Origin of the sequence: Kitasatospora sp. NBC_01266, assembly GCF_036242395.1 — a bacterium.
In the GTDB taxonomy this organism is placed as follows: Bacteria; Actinomycetota; Actinomycetes; order Streptomycetales; family Streptomycetaceae; genus Kitasatospora.
Genome location: NZ_CP108458.1, coordinates 4659488 through 4678257 on the forward strand (window position 1 = coordinate 4659488; position 18770 = coordinate 4678257).

Here is an 18770-nt window from a genome sequence, read left to right on the forward strand (position 1 = left end):
GGCATCAAACAGATCTTGCATCTATTGACCGTGGCTCTCGTTGTGGTCCCGGTTGTGCGCAAGCATTTAATCACGTGCGGACGAGGCTTTAAGAATAAGGGCGACTTGGCGGACTAATTCGATGAGGTCCGCTTCCGACGGATCCGACCTCTCTCAGGGCAGGATCTATCGGGTATTCCTCCAGTGCATAGAAAATATCGTCCAGGCCACGCGCCAGTTGCCCGTGGGTTCGCTCATCCCTTCACGAAAAGACCTCCTGGGATGTCCCCTGCAAGAAGCGCCCGCATGAGGTCAGGCTGTTTGGCGGTGAACGACCCCGGCGGGACAGCTGCCGGTGATGCCATGGAACGGGTTGCCGGACCGAGCTCGGTGGGATCGTCCAATGGCATCGGTGTCTCCGGTTCCGGGAGAATGTGGCATCAAGTGGATGTTCGAACGGTGTTGAATCGGATGATCGGACCGTCTTCGGTCTCTGCTACGGATAGCGCAAATTCGATTTCAGGGAATCTCTCGCCCAGTCGCGTGCGCCAGCATTGTGCAATGGAGTCGGCAATCGAGCGAGCTGCCAGCAGGTCCTCGGCGGATCCACGGTACCCAATGAGCTGCCATAGCCTCAGTTGATTCAGAGTGGCCTCGATCCGAGTGCGATCACCGGACAGTGTCTTCCACCAGAGGTCAAAGTTTTGCTGTTCGAAGCAGCGATCCCAGATGACACAGCCTTCGACGAGAATGAAATCCGGGGTGAACACCTCCGAGATGGAGATCCAGTCGCCGAGGGTGAATTTTGTGGAGATAAAGTCGAATGAATCCAGGTCTCCGCCGGCTGAGTCGATCCAGGAGGATACTTCTGAATAGTCCCGGGCTTTCAATGTCAGCTCCAGTAAATTTCCTCGTCGGGCCTGATTGGGCGGGGCATCTTGTCCCATCTGGGGAACTCTTGCCCGGTCTTGGGGTTGCGATTTATGTGCATTTCTAGGGCATGTGGTGCAGGTATTCCTGCGTGCGGTGCAGAAGCCGGGTCTATGTCGACACGCTTGTACAGCCGTCCCAGGTCATCATAGACCGCATATGCGGTGACGGTACCATCAGTCTTCTGCCGGTAAACGATCTCGTTGGGGGTCCCAGTATTGTCGAACAATCCGCTGACTCGGCGCGCCTTGGAAAGGTCGACGCCCTTCGGGTCATACGGCGCCAACCCCAGCGGATCGCCCCACGTATGCGGGTTCCCCACATACGCCACCGGATTCGGCGCCGCCCCCAGCCCCAGCGGGTCCGCGCTCAGGTACCGCGCCGTGGCCGGGTCGTAGTACCGGTGCACGTTGTAGTGCAGCCGGGTCTCGGCGTCGTAGTACTGGCCCGGGAAGCGCAGCGGGGTCGTGGTGGACGCGCTCTTCGGCTGGGTGGTGGTGCCCCAGAGGGTGGTGCGGGCTTGCCAGGCGGGGGAGCCGTCGGGGTTGAGGAGGTGGGTGGGGGTGCCGATGAGGTCGGTGAGGATGGTGAAGAAGCGGCGGTCGACCTCGGTGTCGGTGAGGTGCAGGTGCTCGGTCTGGGTGAGCGGGTGGAGGCCGTCGTGGTCCCAGGTGAGGGTGTAGGGGCCGGGGAGGGTGGGGCTGTGGGCGGTCTGTTCGGCGAGGGTGGGGCCGTCCCAGGTGAAGTGGGTCCACTCGGGGGCGTCGGCGCGCTGTTTGGCGATGCGGCGGCCGAACGGGTCGTAGCGGTAGTGCCATTGGGTGCCGTCGGGGGTGGTGACGGCGGTGAGGCGGTCTTCGGGGTCCCAGGTGTAGTGCCAGGTGTCGGTGCGGCCGGAGAGCATGGTGTGGCGGCGGGTGGTGACCCGGCCCTGGGCGTCGTGGGTGTAGCGGAACCGGCCGGCGGTGGTGATCCGGGTGCCGGTGTAGCCGCGGGCGCCGAGGGCGCTGTCGTCGCGGGTGGGCCACTCGGCGTCGGTGAGGTTGCCGGCGTCGTCGTAGGCGTACCGCTCGCTCCAGTTGGCGGCGTGCACGGCGGTGACCCGGCCGGCGGGGTCGAGGTCGAAGCGGCGGGTGCCGGTCTGCCGGTCGTCGATGCCGGTGAGGTGGCCGTCGGCGCGGTAGCGGTAGTCGCGGTGCTGGAGGACGTCGGGCCCGGCCGTGACGCGCAGCGAGGCGCGGCGGCCGAGCGCGTCGTAGCCGCTGGTGAGGGTGACGGTGTCGGTGAGGTGGCGGGTGGTCTCCCGGCCGGCCGCGTCGCGGTCGAAGCTGACGGTGTGCCCGGCGGTGGTGAGGGCGAGTGGGTTGCCCCTCGCGTCGTGGGTCCAACTGCTCACCGTGCCCGACGGGGTGGTGCGGGCGGTGCGGCGGCCCAGCGCGTCGTAGGTGCTGCTGAGGGTGCGGCCGTCGACGGTCTCGGTGAGCGGGCGGCCGAGCGGGTCGAGGGTGCGGGTGAGGGCGGCGTCGGGGCCGGTGGCGGCGATCAGGCGGCCGAGCGGGTCGTAGGCGTAGCTGGTGGCGGCGCCCGCGACGTCCTTGGTGGTGAGGTTGCCCAGCAGGTCGTAGCGGTAGCCGATGCGCTCGCCCAGGCCGTTGGTGCGGCTGGTGAGTTGGCCGGCGGCGTCGTGGGTGTAGCGCAGCGTGCGCCGGTCGAAGTCGGTCTCGGCGATCAGCCGCCCGGCCACGTCGTGCTGGTAGGACCAGGTCAGGCCCTGCGGGTTGGTGACCTCGACCAGGCGCAGCTCGGCGTCGTGGGTGAAGGTGTGGCGGGCGCCGTCGGGGGTGGTGCGGGCGGTGAGCAGGTCGAAGTCGGTGTACTCGAAGGTGCTGGTGGCGCCGAGTTGGTCGGTGTGGGTGAGGGTGTTGCCCTCGCCGTCGTAGGTCCAGCTCTCGGTGGCGCCGTCGGCGGTGGTGCGGGTGGTGAGCAGGCCTTCGGGGTTCCAGGACAAATGAACAGCGTTGCCCAGCGGGTCGGTGACGGTGACGGGGCGGCCGAAGCCGTCGCGCTGGTAGCGGGTCCGGCCGCCGAGCGGGTCGGTGCTGACCAGGACCAGGCCGGCCGCGTCGCACTGGACGGCGGTGGTGTGGCCGAGCGCGTCGGTGAGGGAGGCGAGGTGACCGGCGGCGTCGTAGCCGAAGTGGGTGGTGGCGCCGGCGGGGTCGGTGACCGAGGTGCGGTTGCCGCGCTCGTCGTAGGTCTGGCGCCAGGTCGAGCCGTCCGGATGGACCACGCTGACGGGCAGGTTGAGCGCGTTGTGGACGGCGGTGGACCGGACCTCGTCCGGGCGGATCACGGTCACGACGTTGCCCGCCGCGTCGTACTCGAAGGCGCTGGTACGCCCCAGCGGGTCGGTGACGGCGAGCAGGCGGTGGCAGGCGTCGCGGGTGTAGCGGGTGACTGCGCCGAGCGGGTCGGTGTGGGCGGTGATCTGGTGGCGCGCGTTGACTTCGTAGCGGTTCACCGCGCCCAGCGAGTCGGTGGCGAGGGTGAGGCCGGGGCGGTACTCGTAGCGCCAGCGCAGGTGGCCGCCCGAGCCGCCCTGGGATATGCAGCGGTCCTGGTCGTCGTAGCCGTACTCGTAGCGGGAGTCGTTGCGGTCGGTCCAGGCGGTCATCCGCCCGGCGGCGTCGTACTCGAAGCGCAGCGGCAGGCCTGAGGAGTTGACGACCGAAGTGAGGTGGCCGTCCGTGTAGCCGTAGCGGACCAGCTCCACCGCACCCACGCGCAGTGCGGTGATCCGGAAGTCGGCCACCTCGACTTCCAGGTGGTAACCGGCCGAGTGCCGGATGCCCATCGGGGTGCCGTCGTGGTCGTACTCGAAGACCAGCTGGTGGCCGACCCGGTCGGTGATCGAGTCCAGGGGGGCCAGCGCCGGGTGGTCCGGGTCGGGACGGAAGGCGCGGACCTGCCCGGCGACCGGGTCGGTGACGGTGTACCGGCCCTCGGCGTCCACGGCCAGCGGCCACCGCGCGCCCGTGCTCGGCAGGGTGGGCACGCCGGGCGCGGGGTGCGGGTAGGCGAGCGCGATGCCGTCGCCGCGCAGCAGGACCACGCCCTCGGCGTCGACCTCCAGGCGCTCGTCCAGCGTGCACGCCCAGGTCGGGCCCAGCCAGCGGCCCGCGCGGTAGTGCGAGTCGTGGGTGCGGGTGAAGAGCAGCGGCAGCACCCCGGCCAGCTGGGCGTCGGTCTGGGTGAGCGTCATGAAGCCGGTGGCCATGTCGATCGGGTCGCCCTCGCAGACCCGGTCGCCCGGGTCGCGCCCGTTGACGTCCGGGTCGGTGACCGCGTCACGGCCCGTCCCACCGCCCGCGTTCTCGGCGGCGTCCTTGGCCGCGTCCTTGGTGGCGTTGATGCCCACGGACTCGGCGGCCGTGGCGGCCTCGCCGCCGCCGCCGGTCGCGGCCCCGAAGGCGACGTTGGTGAGGAGGCTGCCGGCCGCCTCGAACGGGTCCGAGCCCCAGCCCGAGCCGACCATCGACTTGACCACGTCGGTGGGGTGCAGGTCGGCGTGGACCAGGCCGACGGCGAGCTGGTTGACGTGGTCGAGGTAGGTGGCGGGGTGGGTGACGTTGTAGACGTCCATCGGGTTCAGGCCGCGCCCGAAGTCCACGATGCCCGCCGCGCCCTTGACGATCCCGCCGTACAGGTGGACGCCGCCCGTCGCGCCGCCCTCGGCCAGGTCGACGGAGTCCAGCTTCATCCGGTCAGTGAAGCTCGGCTCCTGCGGCGCGGTTCCGGTCGCCGCCTTCAGCGCCTTCGCCGCGCTGTCGGCGGCGGCGTCCCGGCCCGAGCGGGCACCGCGCAGCAGGTCCTGGGCGTGGGTGAGCTGGGTGGCGCTGGGGTCCTGGAAGTCGCCGGGGTCGGTGGGCTTGGGGCCCGGGTTCGGGTTGGACTGGGCGGCGGCGTTCCACGTCTTGACGGCCTTGTTGTAGCTGTCGACGCTCGCGTTGTACGCGTCCTGGGCCTGCTGGTGGGCCTTCTTGGCGGCGTTGTACGCGTCGATGGCCTGCTTGGCCTGCCCCTGGGCCCAGGTGACGGTCTGTGCGAAGCCGTCCAGCGCACCGGCCGCGGCGGCGCACGCGTCGGCGGCCGTCAGCCACTGGGCGGGGTGCGGCTCGAACCGGGCCCGGAACGCGTCGGCGGCCTGGCCCTGCCAGTGCGAGGAGTCCATCGCCTGCAGACCGCCGCCGGTCTCCTCGAACGCGTCGTGGAAAGCGCGCAGCTTGCCGGCCGCGTCGCTCAGCGCCTTCGCGTCGCCGTGGACCAGGTCCTTGGGGTCGTCCGAGTCGCCCAGTTGCAGCTCGCCGACCTGCGCGCCGAGGTTGTCGGCGATCTGGTCGCCGAACGTGTCCACGGAGTGCGCGGCGTCGTGCAGGCCGACGAAGTCCAGCAGGCCGCCCACCGCGTGGGCGTTCTGGTCGATGGCCTGGCCGATCTGCTTCTTGCCGTCCTTGTACAGCCCCTCCAGGCCGTCGCCGATCCCGTCGAGCAGTCCCATCAGCCCTTGCCGCCCGCCTGCTGCTCGACGTCCTTGAACTCCGCCTGCCACGCCGCCGCCGAGTCGCCCGCCGCCTTGTCGAGCGAGGCCTTCGAGTAGTCGGCGCCGGTGACCTGGGTGTACGGGTTGTCGTCCCACGTCTGGTCCCAGGACTGGCCCTCGACCTGCTTGTCCGTCAGATCCGGGTTGCCGATCGCCGCGTTGACCGCGTCCTTGAGCGCGCCCGAGACGTACTGGTCCTGGTCGTGGTAGCGGCCCGCCGACAGTCCGAGGCGGTCGGCGATCTCGGTGCCGTCGTGCACCAGGGTGCGCACGCCCCAGCTCCACCGCTCGCAGAAGTCGTCCAGCGCGGACTGCAGACCGGGGTTGCCGACCTGCATCCCGGTCAGCGAGATGGCGGAGAAGCCGCGGCCGACCTCGGCGCCCTCGTCGATGCCGAGCTTCTTCAGCTCGGCGACGGCGTCGTTGATGCCCTTCGCGATGTCGGCCAGCGCGGCCGGGTCGACCTGGTAGGAGTCAGCCACGGTCCACCGCCACCGCCGGCGGGAGTGCGAACGGCACCGGGCCCGCCGCGTCCAGCGCCACGCCCGCCGGGACGCCGAGAGCCGGCACCGCGACGTCCAGCAGGCGGCGGCCGTAGACCGTCAGGTACTCAACCGGTGGCTCCAGGCCGCGCGCGGACGCGAACCGGGCGAGGGCGGATTCGTCGGTGAACGCGTACAACCAGCGCACGCCGCCGGAGTCCGCCGCCAGCGGCTTGCCGTTCTCGGTCGGCGCCAGCAGCAGCGCCTCGCGGAACGCCGCTATGAGGCCTGGGCCGTTCACCTGGCCCGCTTGCAGCGCCGCCAGACGCTCGGTCAGTTCCACCCCGGACACGAGCCCCCCGTGACGCTCGGCTATCAGTTCGATACGAACGACAGCCTAGCCGGGGTGGGTCAGTGGGGGGTGAACTCGCCGGTGCTGGTGGCGTGGACGAAGGCTTGCCAGGCGGTGGGAGGGAACGTGAGGAACGGGCCGTCGGGGTCCTTGGAGTCGCGGACCTGGCCGGGGGCGGCGTCGTTGACCTCGATGCAGGCGCCGCCGTCGGGGTTGCTGTGGGTGCTCTTACGCCAGGTGCTCATCGGGTGAACTCCCCTGTTGCGGTCGCAGTGATGAAGGCCTGCCAGGCGGTGGGAGGGAACGTGAGGGACGGGCCGTTGGGGTCCTTGGAGTCGCGGACCTGGCCGGGGGCGGCGTCGTTGACCTCGATGCATTCGCCGCCGTCACCGTTGCTGTAGGTGCTCTTACGCCAGGTGCTCAATGGCTGAACTCCCCGGTCGCGGTGGCGTGGACGAAGGCCTGCCAGGCGGTGGGAGGGAACGCAAGGGACGGGCCGTTGGGGTCCTTGGAGTCGCGGACGCGACCGGGGGCGGCGTCGTCGACCTCGATGCAAGCGCCGCCGTCGTTGTTGCTGTAGCTACTCTTCCGCCACTGAGCGAGCTGCATGCTCGAATCCCTTCAGAGCCGTGCCGATCACCGCCAGGGAGTCCCTTGGCGACAGGGCCTGGGCCCTCAGAAGATCGTAGTACGCCTGGCACTTGGCGACGATGCCGTTCTCCTCGATCAACGTGCCTGAGCGGCTGCCTTCTTCATACGCGACGACGGATCGGCCGGACAGGGTCAGCAAGGTGAGTGAGCCGCCCGTCTCCGAATGATAGCCAGCCGCGAAAGGCAGGATCTGGAGCGTCACATGCCGCAGTTCGGCGGTGTTGAGCAGCGCCTGCATCTGATCCCGCATGATGAGCGAGTCGCCGACCGGCCTGCGCAAGGCGACCTCGTCCATGATGAACCAGTAGCGCGGTGGAGTTGAGCCGTGCAGGCGCGCCTGCTGCTTGATCCGTGCGGCGACCTTCTGGTTGATCTCCTCGTCGGAGGCGAATGGATCGCCCGCCCGAAGGGCCGCTGTTGCGAAGGCGGGCGTCTGGAGCAGGCCGTGCACGATCTCGGTGTAGCTCTCCAGGAGGGCGGCCTGTGCAGCCAACTCCATGTACCGCCGGTACCGGTTCGGGAACTCCTCCAACGCCGCCAGCGGAAACAGCCTGCAGAAGTGCCCGTCCGTCCCGAACGCCGCGTCCAGCTTCTCCGACAGCCCCTTCGGCGGCAGCGACTCCGCCGTCTCGATCCGCGACAGGTGCGCTTTCGAGAACTTCAGCACCTCCCCCAACTGCGACAGCGACAGCCCCGCCGCCTCGCGGTACCGCCGGAGATCCGACCCGTACAGATCCCGTGCCGACCGCTCCGGGAACAGGGGACGAGGTTGGAAGGCCATGGCGACGACTCCTCCGTGTTTCCACTCGCGGACGCGGAACGGCCCGCTCCTTCCCAGGCTAGCCGCGAAGCGCGACGCTTGAGGCACAGAGCGTGAAATTCATTCGCTCAACTGCACCACGGAGAAATAAATATGATGGATCATCAGAAAGACAGGCTGATGCCCGAGTGCCGCTGCCCCGCCAACTGCGGCGGTCGGCCCGAGGCGTCGCGACGGATGAGCCCCGTCTACCCGATCATCCGCCCCGGCGGTGCCAAGCCGCCGGCCGATCCCTACCTCCCCTCCCGCAAGGGCGAGTTGGTGTTCGACGCGCTCAACGACCGGCTCGGCGTGCTGATGGACCGGGTCGGCCGCCTGATCTACCTGCGGCCCGAGCGAGGAGGCGCCGAGTGGGACGTCGACCAGGACTGGGTGGTCCGCCCGCCCGCCGCCCGCAGCGATCTCGACGATCGCGAAAGGAAGGCCAAATGATCAGCCCCCGCCGCCAAGCGGCCGTCGCCCTGACCGCTTTGACGGATTCCGTCGACGCGGCCAACCTGGAGATCCCGGATCTCGGTGACGGCTGGGAGATCACGCCCTCGGGAGACGTCCTCGTCCGGCTCCGGCCGCTGACGCTTCCCGAAATCGTGCAACTCGCCGCCGCCCTCCGTCGATTGGCCCCGCGCACATGACAGAACAACAGGAACTCGACCAGTGTGACTTTTCGGGATTCGCACATGAGCTGATGGTGTGCGTCCTGCTGCGCGGTGGGGAGGACGAGGAAGAGGCGTTCCTGAATGCCCCGCACCGGGTCGCGGCCTATCTGGTCTCGATCTCCGCAGTCGTCATCCTGGTCGGATTGCTGTTCGTTCTCCTGGTGTTGTGCTGATCCGACGATCGGCCGAAATGCCTGACGGGTGGCGCGCCGCACCGCGCGCCACCCGGACGGCGAAAGTCCGTCCATACGTCAGCCGTTGCTGTCCACCGGAAGCGGCGCGTCATGCCGGGCGCTGGACCGCCAGTCGGAGACCCGGACCAGCGTCTCCAGATAGGCGAGCCGGAACGGCCCGAGGTCTGCCCGATCGCGCAGGCCAAGGGCAAGTTCGGTCCAGGTCGAGGGCTCGCGGAACGCGTCGGTCCGCAGTGTCCCGGCCGGGAAGAGCTCGCCGCTGGACAGCGCGATCTCCGGTGTCCGGTCGCCGTCCTGGACGCCGAGCAGCAGCGGAGCCTCGTCCGGGCCGGGACGGGCGGCGATCCGGACCTTGCCGTGGTGGGCGGCGGCCAGGTAGCTGACCAGGAAGTCGGTGCCGTCGGCCAGCAGGATCAGCGCGCTGACCAGCTCGTGCCGGAAGTACCGCCGGGGATTGATGCCGGTGCTGAACTCGCCCTTCGACTTCGCCAGCAGCCCGGCCGGAGGCTCGCCACCGCCGCCGCGCAGCATCTGCTGGAACGCGTCGTGGCTCTTGCCGAGGTCGTGGTACCTGGCGGCGCGCCGCACGGCGTCCTGCTGGTCCGCCGCGAGGCCCGGCAGCGCGGTGAGCAGCGCGCGGGCCTCCTCCTCGGTCTCCATCAGGTGCTGGTCGAGGCTGATCCAGGCCGCGCAGGTGAAGTTCCAGTTCGGTGCGCCGATGCCGTCGGTCACCTCGACGGGTGTCGGGCTCGCGGGCGTCCAGCCCGTCCCGGGGAGGTAGCCGCCGCGCGCGGCGTCCAGCAGTACGGTCCCGCCGGGCCGCAGGTCCTCGGCGGTGGCCTGCCGCCAGTGGCCGTCCAGCTGGTCACGCAGCCAACCCCGGCCGTCGGCGAGCAGCGGCGCCAACTCGGCGAGCGGCACCGGGCAGAGCTCGGCGCGGCCCGGGTCGGGCTCGTCCTCGGCGGGCTTCCCGTCGGTCTCCGGACCCCAGGCGCGCCAGGCGACGAGGAGCGCCGCGTCGTCCTCGGCGCAGACCAGCCCAGCGACCTCGGGCGACTCGGCGGTGGTGTCGAAGAGCGCCAGCAGTTCCGCCCGTTCCAGCGGTTCACCCGGCGCCGGGCGCTCGGCGATCCGCGCCTCGAAGAGCTGCCCGGCGGTGACCGGCTCGCCCTCGTGCGCGTCCAGCCACTGCTCGACGGCGGGCTGCCGGTCGCCCTCCGGCGGGGTGCACCAGAGCAGGTCGCCGCCCTCGGGGTGCTCGCCGTGCCGGTTGCAGCGTCCGGCCCGCTGCACCAGCGAGCTCCAGGGGGCGAGTTCGGTCAGCAGGGTGCGGCAGGAGAGGTCCTCGCCGGCCTCCACCGCGCCGGTGGTGACCACCAGTTCGGCGGGCTCGGGCCGGTCGCCGAGCCGGAAGTGCGGGTGGAGCAGCACGGTCGGCCGCTTGGTGCTCAGCGCCCGGTGGACGGCGCGGGCGCGCTCCAGGGTGTTGAGCACGGCGACGGTCCGGGTGCCGGGGACGTGGGCGTCGAGCAGGGCCCGCACCAGCTGCTCGACGTAGCGCTCGGGCGCGAGCTCCAGCCGCCGGACCCGCCGTGCGGCGCCACCGTCGGTGGGGGAGACCCGCACGACTGATCCGTCCGGCCCGTTCGCGTCCCAGGTCGAGGACATCCAGAGCGTGCGGGTGGGCGCGGCGGTGCCCAGTTGCTCGCGCAGCCGCTGGAGCCGGACGCCGGTCGCGACGGCCGGGCCGAACAGGTGCAGCTCGTCGAAGACCCACTGCGCGTCATTGTGCAGCAGGCCGTAGGAGACGGCCGCCATCCGCCGGTCGTCGGCGAAGCCGCGCATCAGCGCCCGGCTGAGCAGCACGTCCTGGGTGCCGACCAGGATCGCGGTGCTTTCCGGGTGCCGCCGCCAGCGGCCGTCCTGGACCGCGCCGCCGGCGAGCAGGTGCAGCCCGACCTGGTCGGCGAGCCCGAGCCGGTCCAGCCACGTGCGGATCACGGCGGCCGTCTGGTCGGCCAGGCTGCGGGCGGGCAGCACGTAGACCAGGCGGCGCGGCGTCTGCTCGGGGGCGGTGACCAGGCGGCGGTGCAGCCAGGGCAGCACGGCGGCCACGGTCTTGCCCGCGCCGGTGGGTGCCTGGAGCAGACCGGGCAGGCCCTCGGCGGCCAGCCGGGCCTGGTAGGGGTAGGGGGCGTGGCCGGTCGCCTGCCGTACGAAATCCGCGAAGTCCTTGAACTGGTCCGCCATTGCTCGCGACTCCCCTCGACTTGGCCTCACACCTTAGACGCACCAATGAGACGCACCAATGGCGAAGATCCGATGAAACGCTGAGCCGCGCGGGAATGCGGAGTCGGACATATCGGTTCAGACTCCACGTTCGCCCGTCAGTGCATCGAAGGAGCCACTCCCCATGAAGGTCGAGATCTACAGCGACATCGCCTGCCCGTGGTGCTACATCGGCAAGCGCCGCTTCGATCAAGCCCTGGAGCGGTTCGAGGGCAAGGACGAGGTCGAGGTGATCTACCGCCCCTACCAGCTGGTCCCGGACGCCCCGGCCACCGCCAGCCCGCACCGCGCCTGGCTCGCCGAGCGGTACGGGCCGCAGTCGCGGGCGATGGACGACCGGGTGACCGAGCTCGGCAGGGCCGAGGGCATCGACTACGACTTCGACGCCGCGCTGCACGCCAACACCTTCCTCGGGCACCGGCTGCTGCACCTGGCCGAGGCGGAGTACGGCCCGGCGGTCCAGGGCGTGCTCAAGGAGGCGCTGCTCAAGGCGCACTTCACCGACGGGGTGGACGTCGGCGATCCGGCCGCGCTCACCGAGGTCGCGGTGGCGGCCGGTCTCGACCGGCAGCGGGTGACCGAGTACCTGGCGGGCGACGAGGGCGAGGACGAGGTGCGCCACCAGCTCGCCGAGGCGCGGCAGCTGGGGATCAGCGCGGTGCCGACGTTCGTCTTCGAGGGTCAGTGGGCCGTGCAGGGCGGGCAGGAGGCGGAGATGTTCCTCCAGGTGCTGCGGCAGGTGGCGGCCGAGGAGCAGAACGCCGCGCAGCCGCACACCGCGCAGCCGCACACCGCTGACGGCGAGGCGTGCGCGGACGGCAGCTGCGCGATCTGAATCCGGCGGTGCGTCAGCAGGTGAACCGTGCGTTCGCCCAGTCCGCGATGTTCCCGGCCGACCAGAAGCCGTCCACCGGCGTGACCACCAGCCGGATCTGGTGCTGCCCGGCCAGCGGCACGTGGACCGGGACCGGCGGGTCACCGGCCCGCAGCACGGGCGAGGACCAGAGCGCGGTCTGATCGTCCCCGGTGACCGTGAACCGCACGGCACCCGGGGCGATCGTCAGGTCGTCCAGCCCGGCCACGCTCTCGTAGGCGGTGCAGGCCCGGTTGAGGTCGATCGCCACCGTCGACGGCGCGTGCACGCTGACCCCGCGCGGGTAGGACTCGCCGCCCACCCAGAGGTTGTCGCGCTGGAGCAGCCAACCGCTGCTGTCCCGGCGGCTGATGCTCGGGCCCGGCGATGGGGCGCGGTCCGAGCCCTTGCTGAACGGGAGTTCGTCCATCCAGTAGCTGGTCAGCGGGGTGGGGACGGGCGTGGGCAGCACCGGCGGGACGACCGGCGGGGTGGGCGCGGCCTGGGTCGGGAGCGGTGGGGTGGGAATCGGCGGCAGCGTCGGGGTCGGCACCGGCGGCAGGGTGGGGAGCGGCGGCGGAGTGGGGGCCGGCGTGGGTGTGGGGGTCGGCCGGGGGGTGGGTGCGGCCTTCGGGGTGGGCTTGGGCGCCGGGGCGCGCTTCGCCGGCGGGGGTGGGGTCGGCGTCGGGGTGGGCGGCCGCGGGGTCGGGGTGGGCTTGGGCGCCGGGGGCGGGGGAGTCGGGCGGGCCGGGGCGCTGGGGCTGGGCGGCGGCGCGGCGATGGGGGGTGCGGGGTCGGGGGAGCCGGTCAGCGCGTAGGCGACGGCGGCGACGGTGGCCACGGCCACGGCGGCGGCGATGCCCGCCTTGGCCACGGTGCCCAGTCCCTCGCCGGCGACGGCGGCGCCACCGGAGGAACCACCACCGGCCGCTCCTGCGCCGGCTGCGCCCGCGCCTGCTCCCGCTGCGCCTGCTCCCGCGCCCGCTGCGCCCGCGCCCGCCGTGCCGCCGCTCGCGGCCGCCGCACCGCCCGCCGCGGCGCCGCCGGCCACCGCGCCGGCGCCGAGCGCCGCCGCGATCGCCGAGAAGGTGCCCGCGCCGATCCAGACCAGCACGCCGCCGGGCAGCAGCAGCCGCAGCGCGTGGTTGAGTTCAACCAGCTCCAGCAGCGCGGCGGTACACCGCTCGCAGCCGCGCAGGTGCTCGCCGACCTCGGTGGCGGCCCGCTTGCGCAGCGCGCCGCGGGCGTAGCTCCCGAGCCGGTTGGCGTACTCCTCGCAGCCCTGCGCCTGGCTGTCCGAGACGTGCGCCTGCAGGAAGCCGGCCGCCAGCCGGGAGCGGGCCCGGTGCGCCTGCACGGCGGTGGCGTTGGCGGTCTTGCCGAGCAGCACGGCCACGGTCTTCGGCGACTCCTGCTCGACCACGGTGTGCCAGAGCAGCACCCGGTCGTCCTCGGGGAGTTCGGTGAAGGCCCGCATCACCATGCGCTGGTCGGCCAGCGCCATCGCCCAGGCGTCCGCGCCCGGGTCGGCCAGGTCGAACTCGATCGAGGTGGCGGCGGTGGACTGGCTGAAGCTGCCGAAGTCGTCCACCAGTTGCTCCCGGCGCTCGCCGCGGGTCCAGGCGGCGGCGATGTTGCGGACCGCCGTCAGCAGGTAGGCGCGGACCGCGAACTCCGGTCCCTTGCCCGCCTTCAGCGCCTGCAAGGTGCGGGCGAAGACCTCGCCGGCCAGGTCCTCGGCGGTGAAGCTGTCCCGGCAGCAGCCGCGGGCGTAGCGGCGCACGGCCTCGGCGTGCCGGCGGTAGATCTCCTCGTACGCGGTGTCGTCGCCGGCCCGCACCAGGGCCGTCAACTCGGCGTCGGAGGGCGGGCGCTCGCCGTCCACCGGATCGGCGGGGGGCGGCACCAGGGCAACCGGCAGGTCGAGTTCCGGATCCAGCGCGGACTCGCCGGACGGAGTGCCCGACTCGATCCGGTGCGCCACGAACGCCTCGGGGGTCACGCTGCCCTGCCCGGCGACGGCCTGTCCGGGCACCCGCCCGGTGACCGGCGCGCCGCCGTGGGGCGTGTCGGTGCGGTAGGGGGAGTCGGTCAGCGATTCGCGGGAGGGGGCGCCGCCCTGGCCCGGCACCTGGCCGGCGGCGGACTCCGCGCCGGGCTCGGTGCCGCGTTCGGTACCGCCGGCGCCGTGTTCCGTGCCGCGCTCGCTGCCGCGCTCGTTCTGCTCCTCGGCGGTCATCGGCCCGCTCCGTCCGTTGCGTGGGCCGGAGCCGCCAGGGGAGCCGCCACCGGGGGCGCACAGCGTTGACTGGCGTGCTGCGATGCGCCGTCGCCTGCTCCGGCGTGCGCGGCGGTCGCGGCACCGCGAAGGGTGCGCACCGGGACATTGGCTCCAACCACGGCCAAAGAATGGCATAGCGACGGGTGCTCCGGAAGCTGTGGACCACTCGACCCACTCTTCCGGGGAAGCGTCCGAGGTCCGCTTCCCCTGCTCCGGCGACGCCAGTTGACGCCAGGTTGACGTCCGGTGCCCGGTGCTGGACGACGCGCGCCGCACGGCCGCCGCACCGGCCCGGGAGCGTCGCGTCGGTCCTCGGGGCTCACACGGCCCGCAGACCGTCCAGCAGGATCCGCAGCAGTCTTTCGGCGGGCTCCGCGCCCGCTGCGGCCGCCGCCGCACCGCGCCCGATCGAGGGCGGCACCGCCGCCGTCAGCACCAGCACGATCTCCGAGACCGTGACCCCGGGCCGCAGTTCACCGGCGGCCGCCGCCCTGGCCACCAGTGCGGCCAGTAACTGGAGCAGCAACTGCGGGTCGGCGTCCGGCACCCCGCTCGCGCCGGGCGGCTCGAGCAGCTGGCCGCCGCCCAGTCCGCCGCCGGGGGGCAGCCGCTGCTCGGGCACCCGGGCCAGCTCCTCGGCGTAGTCGAAGGCCTCCGGCGGCAGCAGCCGCCCGGCCCCGGTGCCGACCGCCGTGGCCAGGTAGCCCGCCAGCGCGTCCCACGGCCGGGCCGGCCCGTAGAGCGCCTCCCGGGCCCGCGCCGTCAGCCAGGCCACCTCCTCGGCGGCGATCCGCTGGACCAGCACCTCCTTGCTCGGGAAGCGCCGGTAGACGGTGCCGACCCCCACCCCGGCCCGCCGCGCCACCTCCTCCATCGGTGCGTCGTAACCGAGTTCGCCGAACACCTCGCGGGCGGCGCGCAGCACGCTCTCCAGATTGCGCCGCGCATCCACCCGCAACCGTGGTCCGCCCGCCCGCCGTTCCGTCACCGGTGGCAGCTGACCGGCCGCCGACCGGTGCGGGACGGGCAGCGGCACGCGCTGCTCCGGCACCGGGCCCGCCCCCTCACCCAGCTGCGGCACAGCCGGTTCGCCCAGCAGGTGATCCTGATCGTTCAATCCCAACCCTCCCCCGGAGGAGCCCCTGTCCGGGCTCTCGTGCGAAGTCGTCGCAGCCGTCCGTGACCTGCACGGGTCCAGCCCCCAGCACCCGGCCCCCGCGCGGTCGCCGGCCCCTCGCGCGGGGCGGCTCATCTCCCGGACGGGCGAGAATCATCCGCGGACTACCCTTCCCCGTTTCAGGCTCGGGCAGTCGGGCTGGTCGGCCAACGGTAAATCAGGCCGTAATGGATTCACCACCCGGGGTGACGGCTTTTCGGGCGTGTCGTACCGGGCGCCACCCCGTGCACCACCCGCTCCGGACCCCCGGCAGCCCCACCCGAATCCCGTACGCACTGTGGACAAGAGGCCCCTCGGCAGGGCGTCATGGTTGCGTGAACCAGGTCACACCGATTCGAGCGGGGGTGGCACCATCCGGATCCTGATCGTGGGCGGCGGTTGCGCGGGGCTGACCACGGCCCATCGGCTCCAGCGGGAACTCCAGCAGGAGTTGCGGGCCGGACGCGCGGAAATCACCGTGGTTGAAGCCGCACCTTACCTGACATACCGTCCGCTGCTGGCCGAAGTGGCGGCAGGCTCGATCGATCCGCGGCACGTCGTGGTGCCGCTGCGCCGCGCGCTGCCGGACTGCCGGGTGCTCACCGCCCGGATCACCCGGATCGACCACGCCCGCCGACTCGCCTGGCTCGCCCCGAGCGGCGGGGTGGAAGTCGAACTCGGGTACGACGAACTCGTTCTGACGGCGGGTTCGGTCTCCCGCACCCGGCCGATCCCGGGCCTGGCCGAGCACGGCCTCGGGTTCGAGACGGTCGGCGAGGCGGTCTCGCTGCGCAACCACGTGCTCGACCAGCTCGACCTGGCCTCCTCCACCCGCGACCCCGAACTCCGCGACGCCGCGCTGACCTTCGTCTTCGTCGGGGCCGGCTACGGCGGTGTCGGGGCGCTCGCCGAACTGGAGGACATGGCCCGGCAGGCGCTGCGCGGCTACCCCAACATCCAGCCCGGCGACCTGCGCTGGGTGCTGGTCGAGGCCGGGGACCGGGTGCTCGCCGAGGCCGACCCGGCGCTCGCCGAGCACGCGCTGGCCCAACTGCGCGAACGGAACGTGGACATCCGCCTCGGGACCACGCTCGACTCCGCCCAGGACCGGATGATGGCGCTCTCCGACGGCACCCGCTTCGCCGCGCGCACCCTGGTCTGGACGGCCGGGGTGCGCCCCGCGCCGGTGCTCGCCGCCACCGACCTGCCGCTCGACGCCGACGGCCGGGTGCGCTGCCTGGGCACCCTGCAGGCGGCCGGCGCCGACGGAGAGCTGCTGCCCGGCGCCTGGGCGGCCGGCGACTGCGCGGCGGTGCCGGGCCCCGGGAGCGCGGCCGACGGCGCGGACGGCCCGCCCACCGCGTGTCCGCCCAACGCGTGGCACGCGCTCGCCCAGGGCGAGCTGCTGGCGGAGAACCTGCTCGCGGTGGCCGCCGGGCAGCCGCCGACCCCGTACCGGCCCGAGCAGACCTACGCCTCCGCCTCGCTCGGCCTGCACCGCGCGGTCGCCCACACCCGAAAGGGCAGTCTGACCGGCCGCCGCGCCTGGCTGCTGCACCGGGCCCGCACGCTGCGCGGCCTGCCCAGTTCCGACCGCCGGGTGCGGGTGCTGGCCGACTGGCTGCTCGGCGGGCTGTTCGCCCGGGAGGCGGTGTCGTTGGCCTCGGTGGAACACCCGCGCGCCGAGTTCGAGGCGGCCGCCGGGAACCCGCCGGAGGGCTGACCGGGCACCGCCGCCCACAGGGTCGGCGCCGGGCCCTACAACACGACCAACACACGTACGACTTCCGGAACCGCACCTTCACCTGACAGGATCTGCGTGACACCCCGTCACGGCCAGTGCAAACATCAGTACGAACTGTGACGAATACCTGCGATCCGAGGAAAGCGACAGTCGGTTGAACCTCATGCGCTGGAGTGCGCGGCTCACCGGGGCCCCTTGGCGTGTCGCCGCCCCCGCACCGGAGGACCCGGTCGCGCTGCCCGGCCCGCGCGACCCGCTCGGCAGCGCCGCCGGCGGCCTGCTCGGGCCCGACCAGCTGCTCGACCTGCACGAGCTCTACGACCTGCGCGACGTGCTCGGCCGACTGCCCGCACCTGTCGTCATCACCTACGGCTCGCGCCACCGCGTCGGCTACGCCAACGACGCCTACCGCGAGCTCTTCGGCCACCGCGCCCCCGGCCAGCCCGCCGAGGAGGCCATGCCCGAGTTCGCGGAACTGGGCCTGCTCCCGCTGCTCGACCAGGTGCTGCGCAGTGGCCGCGCCCGCAGTGTGAAGGCTCGCAGCATCGCCGACCCGGCCGGCCTGGTCAGCCGGACCCGCTGCTTCAACGTCTCCTGCGTCCCGCTGCGCTCCAACGAGCGGACCGCCGCCGCCCGCGACGGCCAGCCGCCCCCGGCCGTCGGTGTGCTGATCTACGCCGCCGAGGTCACCGACCAGGTCGCCGTCGCCGCCCGGCTGCGCGACTCCGAACGCCGCCAGCGCGAGGCCGCCGTCACCCTGCAGCGCAGCCTGCTGCCGCAGAAGCTCGAACAGCCCGCCGACCTGCGGGTCGCCGCCACCTACCAGCCCGGCGGCGCCGACGCTGCGGTCGGCGGCGACTGGTACGACGTGATCCCGCTGCGCGGCGGCCGCACCGCGCTGGTGATCGGCGACGTGATGGGGCGCGGTCTGCGGGCGGCGGCCGTGATGGGCCAGCTGCGCACCGCTGTGCGCGCCTACGCCCGCCTCGACCTGCCACCGCACCAGGTGATGGGCCTGCTCGACGGCATCGCCATGGAGATCGACGCCAACCAGATCGCCACCTGCGTCTACGCCGTCTACGACCCTCCCGCCGGCACCCTCACCTACGCCTCGGCCGGACACCTCCCACTGATGCTGCGCGGCCCCGACGGCACAGTGCTGCAGGGCGAGCAGCAGAACGGCCCGCCCCTGGGCACCGGCGGCGGCTCGCACAGCTCCCACTCGCTGCGCCTGCTGCCCGGCACCACCGGCGTCCTCTACACCGACGGCCTGGTCGAACGCCGCGACCAGGACATCGACGAGGGCCTCGGCCTGCTCGCCCACACCCTGGCCGGCGCGATCGGCTCCCCCGACGTGGTCTGCGCCCGCCTGCTGCGCGCGATGGGCGTGACGGCGGAGCACGACGACGACGTGGCGGTGCTCGCCTTCCAGCTGCCGCACCAGGTTGACTCAGGGCCCACAGAGGTCTAGTGTTCTTCGAGCTGCCTGTCAGGGAGCACCGGACGTTCACTTCTGTGCGGACGGACCCGAGCGCAGCCACTCTCTCGAAACACCACTCTCAGCAAGATCGTCGATCGCTGACGTGTCGCTTTTTGCACACTTCTGCGATGGGCTTGTTTTGCTGTGCCGGTAATTCGGTGAGTGCGGCCGGATTCGCTTTTCGGAGCGGAACTGGGCTAAAGTTCAACACGTCGGACGGGCCGTCAGGTCCGGTACGGCGAAGGCCTCCTGGAGGCCGAAGCGGTGCGGAAGACCTGGTAAGGTTGGAAACACCGAGAGCGA

At 72.1% G+C, this 18770-nt stretch carries 16 protein-coding genes and 1 pseudogene; 6 read left to right on the forward strand and 11 right to left on the reverse strand.

All coding sequences use genetic code 11. The annotated features are described in order from the left end of the window. Positions 1-419: 419 nt before the first annotated feature. Genes OG403_RS20390 through OG403_RS20425 form a run of 8 tightly spaced genes read right to left on the reverse strand, consistent with a single transcriptional unit; the run spans position 420 to position 7775 of the window. Entirely contained in the window at positions 420-926 is a 507-nt protein-coding gene (locus tag OG403_RS20390) for a hypothetical protein (protein ID WP_329566429.1), read from the reverse strand. Further along, on the reverse strand, positions 872-5467 hold the full coding sequence (locus OG403_RS20395) for a putative T7SS-secreted protein (protein ID WP_329566431.1): 4596 nt from the start codon (positions 5465-5467) through the stop codon (positions 872-874). Before OG403_RS20395 ends, OG403_RS20390 begins: the two co-directional genes overlap by 55 nt. Continuing rightward, positions 5467-5991 carry a hypothetical protein gene (locus OG403_RS20400; RefSeq protein ID WP_329566433.1) on the reverse strand — a complete coding sequence of 175 codons (525 nt, stop codon included), beginning with the start codon at positions 5989-5991 and terminating at the stop codon, positions 5467-5469. The genes OG403_RS20395 and OG403_RS20400 overlap by 1 nt, the downstream gene beginning before the upstream one ends. Further along, positions 5984-6343, reverse strand: a complete 360-nt coding sequence (locus OG403_RS20405) for an SseB family protein (RefSeq protein WP_329566435.1) — start codon at positions 6341-6343, stop codon at positions 5984-5986. The genes OG403_RS20400 and OG403_RS20405 overlap by 8 nt, the downstream gene beginning before the upstream one ends. A gap of 59 nt (positions 6344-6402) precedes the next feature. Further along, complete coding sequence (locus OG403_RS20410) at positions 6403-6588, reverse strand: DUF397 domain-containing protein (protein ID WP_329566437.1); 186 nt, start codon at positions 6586-6588, stop codon at positions 6403-6405. Beyond that, positions 6585-6767 (reverse strand): DUF397 domain-containing protein, encoded by a 183-nt coding sequence (locus tag OG403_RS20415; RefSeq protein WP_329566439.1) that lies wholly within the window; start codon positions 6765-6767, stop codon positions 6585-6587. Before OG403_RS20415 ends, OG403_RS20410 begins: the two co-directional genes overlap by 4 nt. Then, positions 6764-6952, reverse strand: a complete 189-nt coding sequence (locus OG403_RS20420) for a DUF397 domain-containing protein (RefSeq protein WP_329566441.1) — start codon at positions 6950-6952, stop codon at positions 6764-6766. Before OG403_RS20420 ends, OG403_RS20415 begins: the two co-directional genes overlap by 4 nt. Further along, positions 6924-7775: a helix-turn-helix domain-containing protein gene (locus OG403_RS20425; protein ID WP_329566444.1), complete on the reverse strand. Its 852-nt coding sequence runs from the start codon at positions 7773-7775 to the stop codon at positions 6924-6926. The genes OG403_RS20420 and OG403_RS20425 overlap by 29 nt, the downstream gene beginning before the upstream one ends. 216 nt (positions 7776-7991) lie before the next feature. Between OG403_RS20425 and OG403_RS20430 the strand changes: the two genes are divergently transcribed. Genes OG403_RS20430 through OG403_RS20440 form a run of 3 tightly spaced genes read left to right on the forward strand, consistent with a single transcriptional unit; the run spans position 7992 to position 8643 of the window. After that, positions 7992-8246: a hypothetical protein gene (locus tag OG403_RS20430; protein ID WP_329566446.1), complete on the forward strand. Its 255-nt coding sequence runs from the start codon at positions 7992-7994 to the stop codon at positions 8244-8246. Then, positions 8243-8446, forward strand: coding sequence for a hypothetical protein (locus OG403_RS20435; RefSeq protein WP_329566448.1), 204 nt, complete (start codon positions 8243-8245; stop codon positions 8444-8446). The genes OG403_RS20430 and OG403_RS20435 overlap by 4 nt, the downstream gene beginning before the upstream one ends. After that, positions 8443-8643, forward strand: coding sequence for a hypothetical protein (locus tag OG403_RS20440; RefSeq protein WP_329566450.1), 201 nt, complete (start codon positions 8443-8445; stop codon positions 8641-8643). The genes OG403_RS20435 and OG403_RS20440 overlap by 4 nt, the downstream gene beginning before the upstream one ends. A gap of 78 nt (positions 8644-8721) precedes the next feature. On the opposite strand, the gene cas3g is transcribed toward OG403_RS20440, so the two are convergent. Then, positions 8722-10914, reverse strand: coding sequence for a type I-G CRISPR-associated helicase/endonuclease Cas3g (gene cas3g, locus OG403_RS20445; protein ID WP_329566451.1), 2193 nt, complete (start codon positions 10912-10914; stop codon positions 8722-8724). A 163-nt stretch (positions 10915-11077) separates the two neighbouring features. Between cas3g and OG403_RS20450 the strand changes: the two genes are divergently transcribed. Next, positions 11078-11788, forward strand: coding sequence for a DsbA family oxidoreductase (locus tag OG403_RS20450; RefSeq protein WP_329566453.1), 711 nt, complete (start codon positions 11078-11080; stop codon positions 11786-11788). 13 nt (positions 11789-11801) lie between these two features. Here OG403_RS20450 and OG403_RS20455 read toward each other — a convergent pair whose 3' ends face one another. Then, the gene (locus OG403_RS20455; protein ID WP_329566456.1) at positions 11802-14045 is read right to left on the reverse strand and encodes a sigma-70 family RNA polymerase sigma factor; all 2244 of its coding nucleotides are present in this window, start codon (positions 14043-14045) and stop codon (positions 11802-11804) included. A 361-nt stretch (positions 14046-14406) separates the two neighbouring features. Beyond that, positions 14407-15204 (reverse strand): TetR/AcrR family transcriptional regulator, encoded by a 798-nt coding sequence (locus OG403_RS20460; RefSeq protein ID WP_329566458.1) that lies wholly within the window; start codon positions 15202-15204, stop codon positions 14407-14409. 370 nt (positions 15205-15574) lie between these two features. On the opposite strand from OG403_RS20460, the gene OG403_RS20465 reads away from it, so the two are divergent. Beyond that, positions 15575-16966, forward strand: a complete 1392-nt coding sequence (locus tag OG403_RS20465; RefSeq protein ID WP_329566460.1) for an NAD(P)/FAD-dependent oxidoreductase — start codon at positions 15575-15577, stop codon at positions 16964-16966. A 175-nt stretch (positions 16967-17141) separates the two neighbouring features. Then, positions 17142-18425 (forward strand): annotated as a pseudogene (locus tag OG403_RS20470) (PP2C family protein-serine/threonine phosphatase); the annotation flags it as partial. Between the last annotated feature and the right edge of the window lie 345 nt (positions 18426-18770).

Bases quoted from the DNA above. Each gene is read 5' to 3' on its own strand.
- OG403_RS20420 (WP_329566441.1), bottom strand. From the start codon at position 6,952: ATGCAGCTCGCTCAGTGGCGGAAGAGTAGCTACAGCAACAACGACGGC.
- cas3g (WP_329566451.1), bottom strand. From the start codon at position 10,914: ATGGCGGACCAGTTCAAGGACTTCGCGGATTTCGTACGGCAGGCGACC.
- OG403_RS20390 (WP_329566429.1), bottom strand. From the start codon at position 926: ATGGGACAAGATGCCCCGCCCAATCAGGCCCGACGAGGAAATTTACTG.
- OG403_RS20425 (WP_329566444.1), bottom strand. From the start codon at position 7,775: ATGGCCTTCCAACCTCGTCCCCTGTTCCCGGAGCGGTCGGCACGGGAT.
- OG403_RS20430 (WP_329566446.1), top strand. From the start codon at position 7,992: ATGAGCCCCGTCTACCCGATCATCCGCCCCGGCGGTGCCAAGCCGCCG.
- OG403_RS20455 (WP_329566456.1), bottom strand. From the start codon at position 14,045: ATGACCGCCGAGGAGCAGAACGAGCGCGGCAGCGAGCGCGGCACGGAA.
- OG403_RS20435 (WP_329566448.1), top strand. From the start codon at position 8,243: ATGATCAGCCCCCGCCGCCAAGCGGCCGTCGCCCTGACCGCTTTGACG.
- OG403_RS20440 (WP_329566450.1), top strand. From the start codon at position 8,443: ATGACAGAACAACAGGAACTCGACCAGTGTGACTTTTCGGGATTCGCA.
- OG403_RS20450 (WP_329566453.1), top strand. From the start codon at position 11,078: ATGAAGGTCGAGATCTACAGCGACATCGCCTGCCCGTGGTGCTACATC.
- OG403_RS20395 (WP_329566431.1), bottom strand. From the start codon at position 5,467: ATGGGACTGCTCGACGGGATCGGCGACGGCCTGGAGGGGCTGTACAAG.
- OG403_RS20410 (WP_329566437.1), bottom strand. From the start codon at position 6,588: ATGAGCACCTGGCGTAAGAGCACCCACAGCAACCCCGACGGCGGCGCC.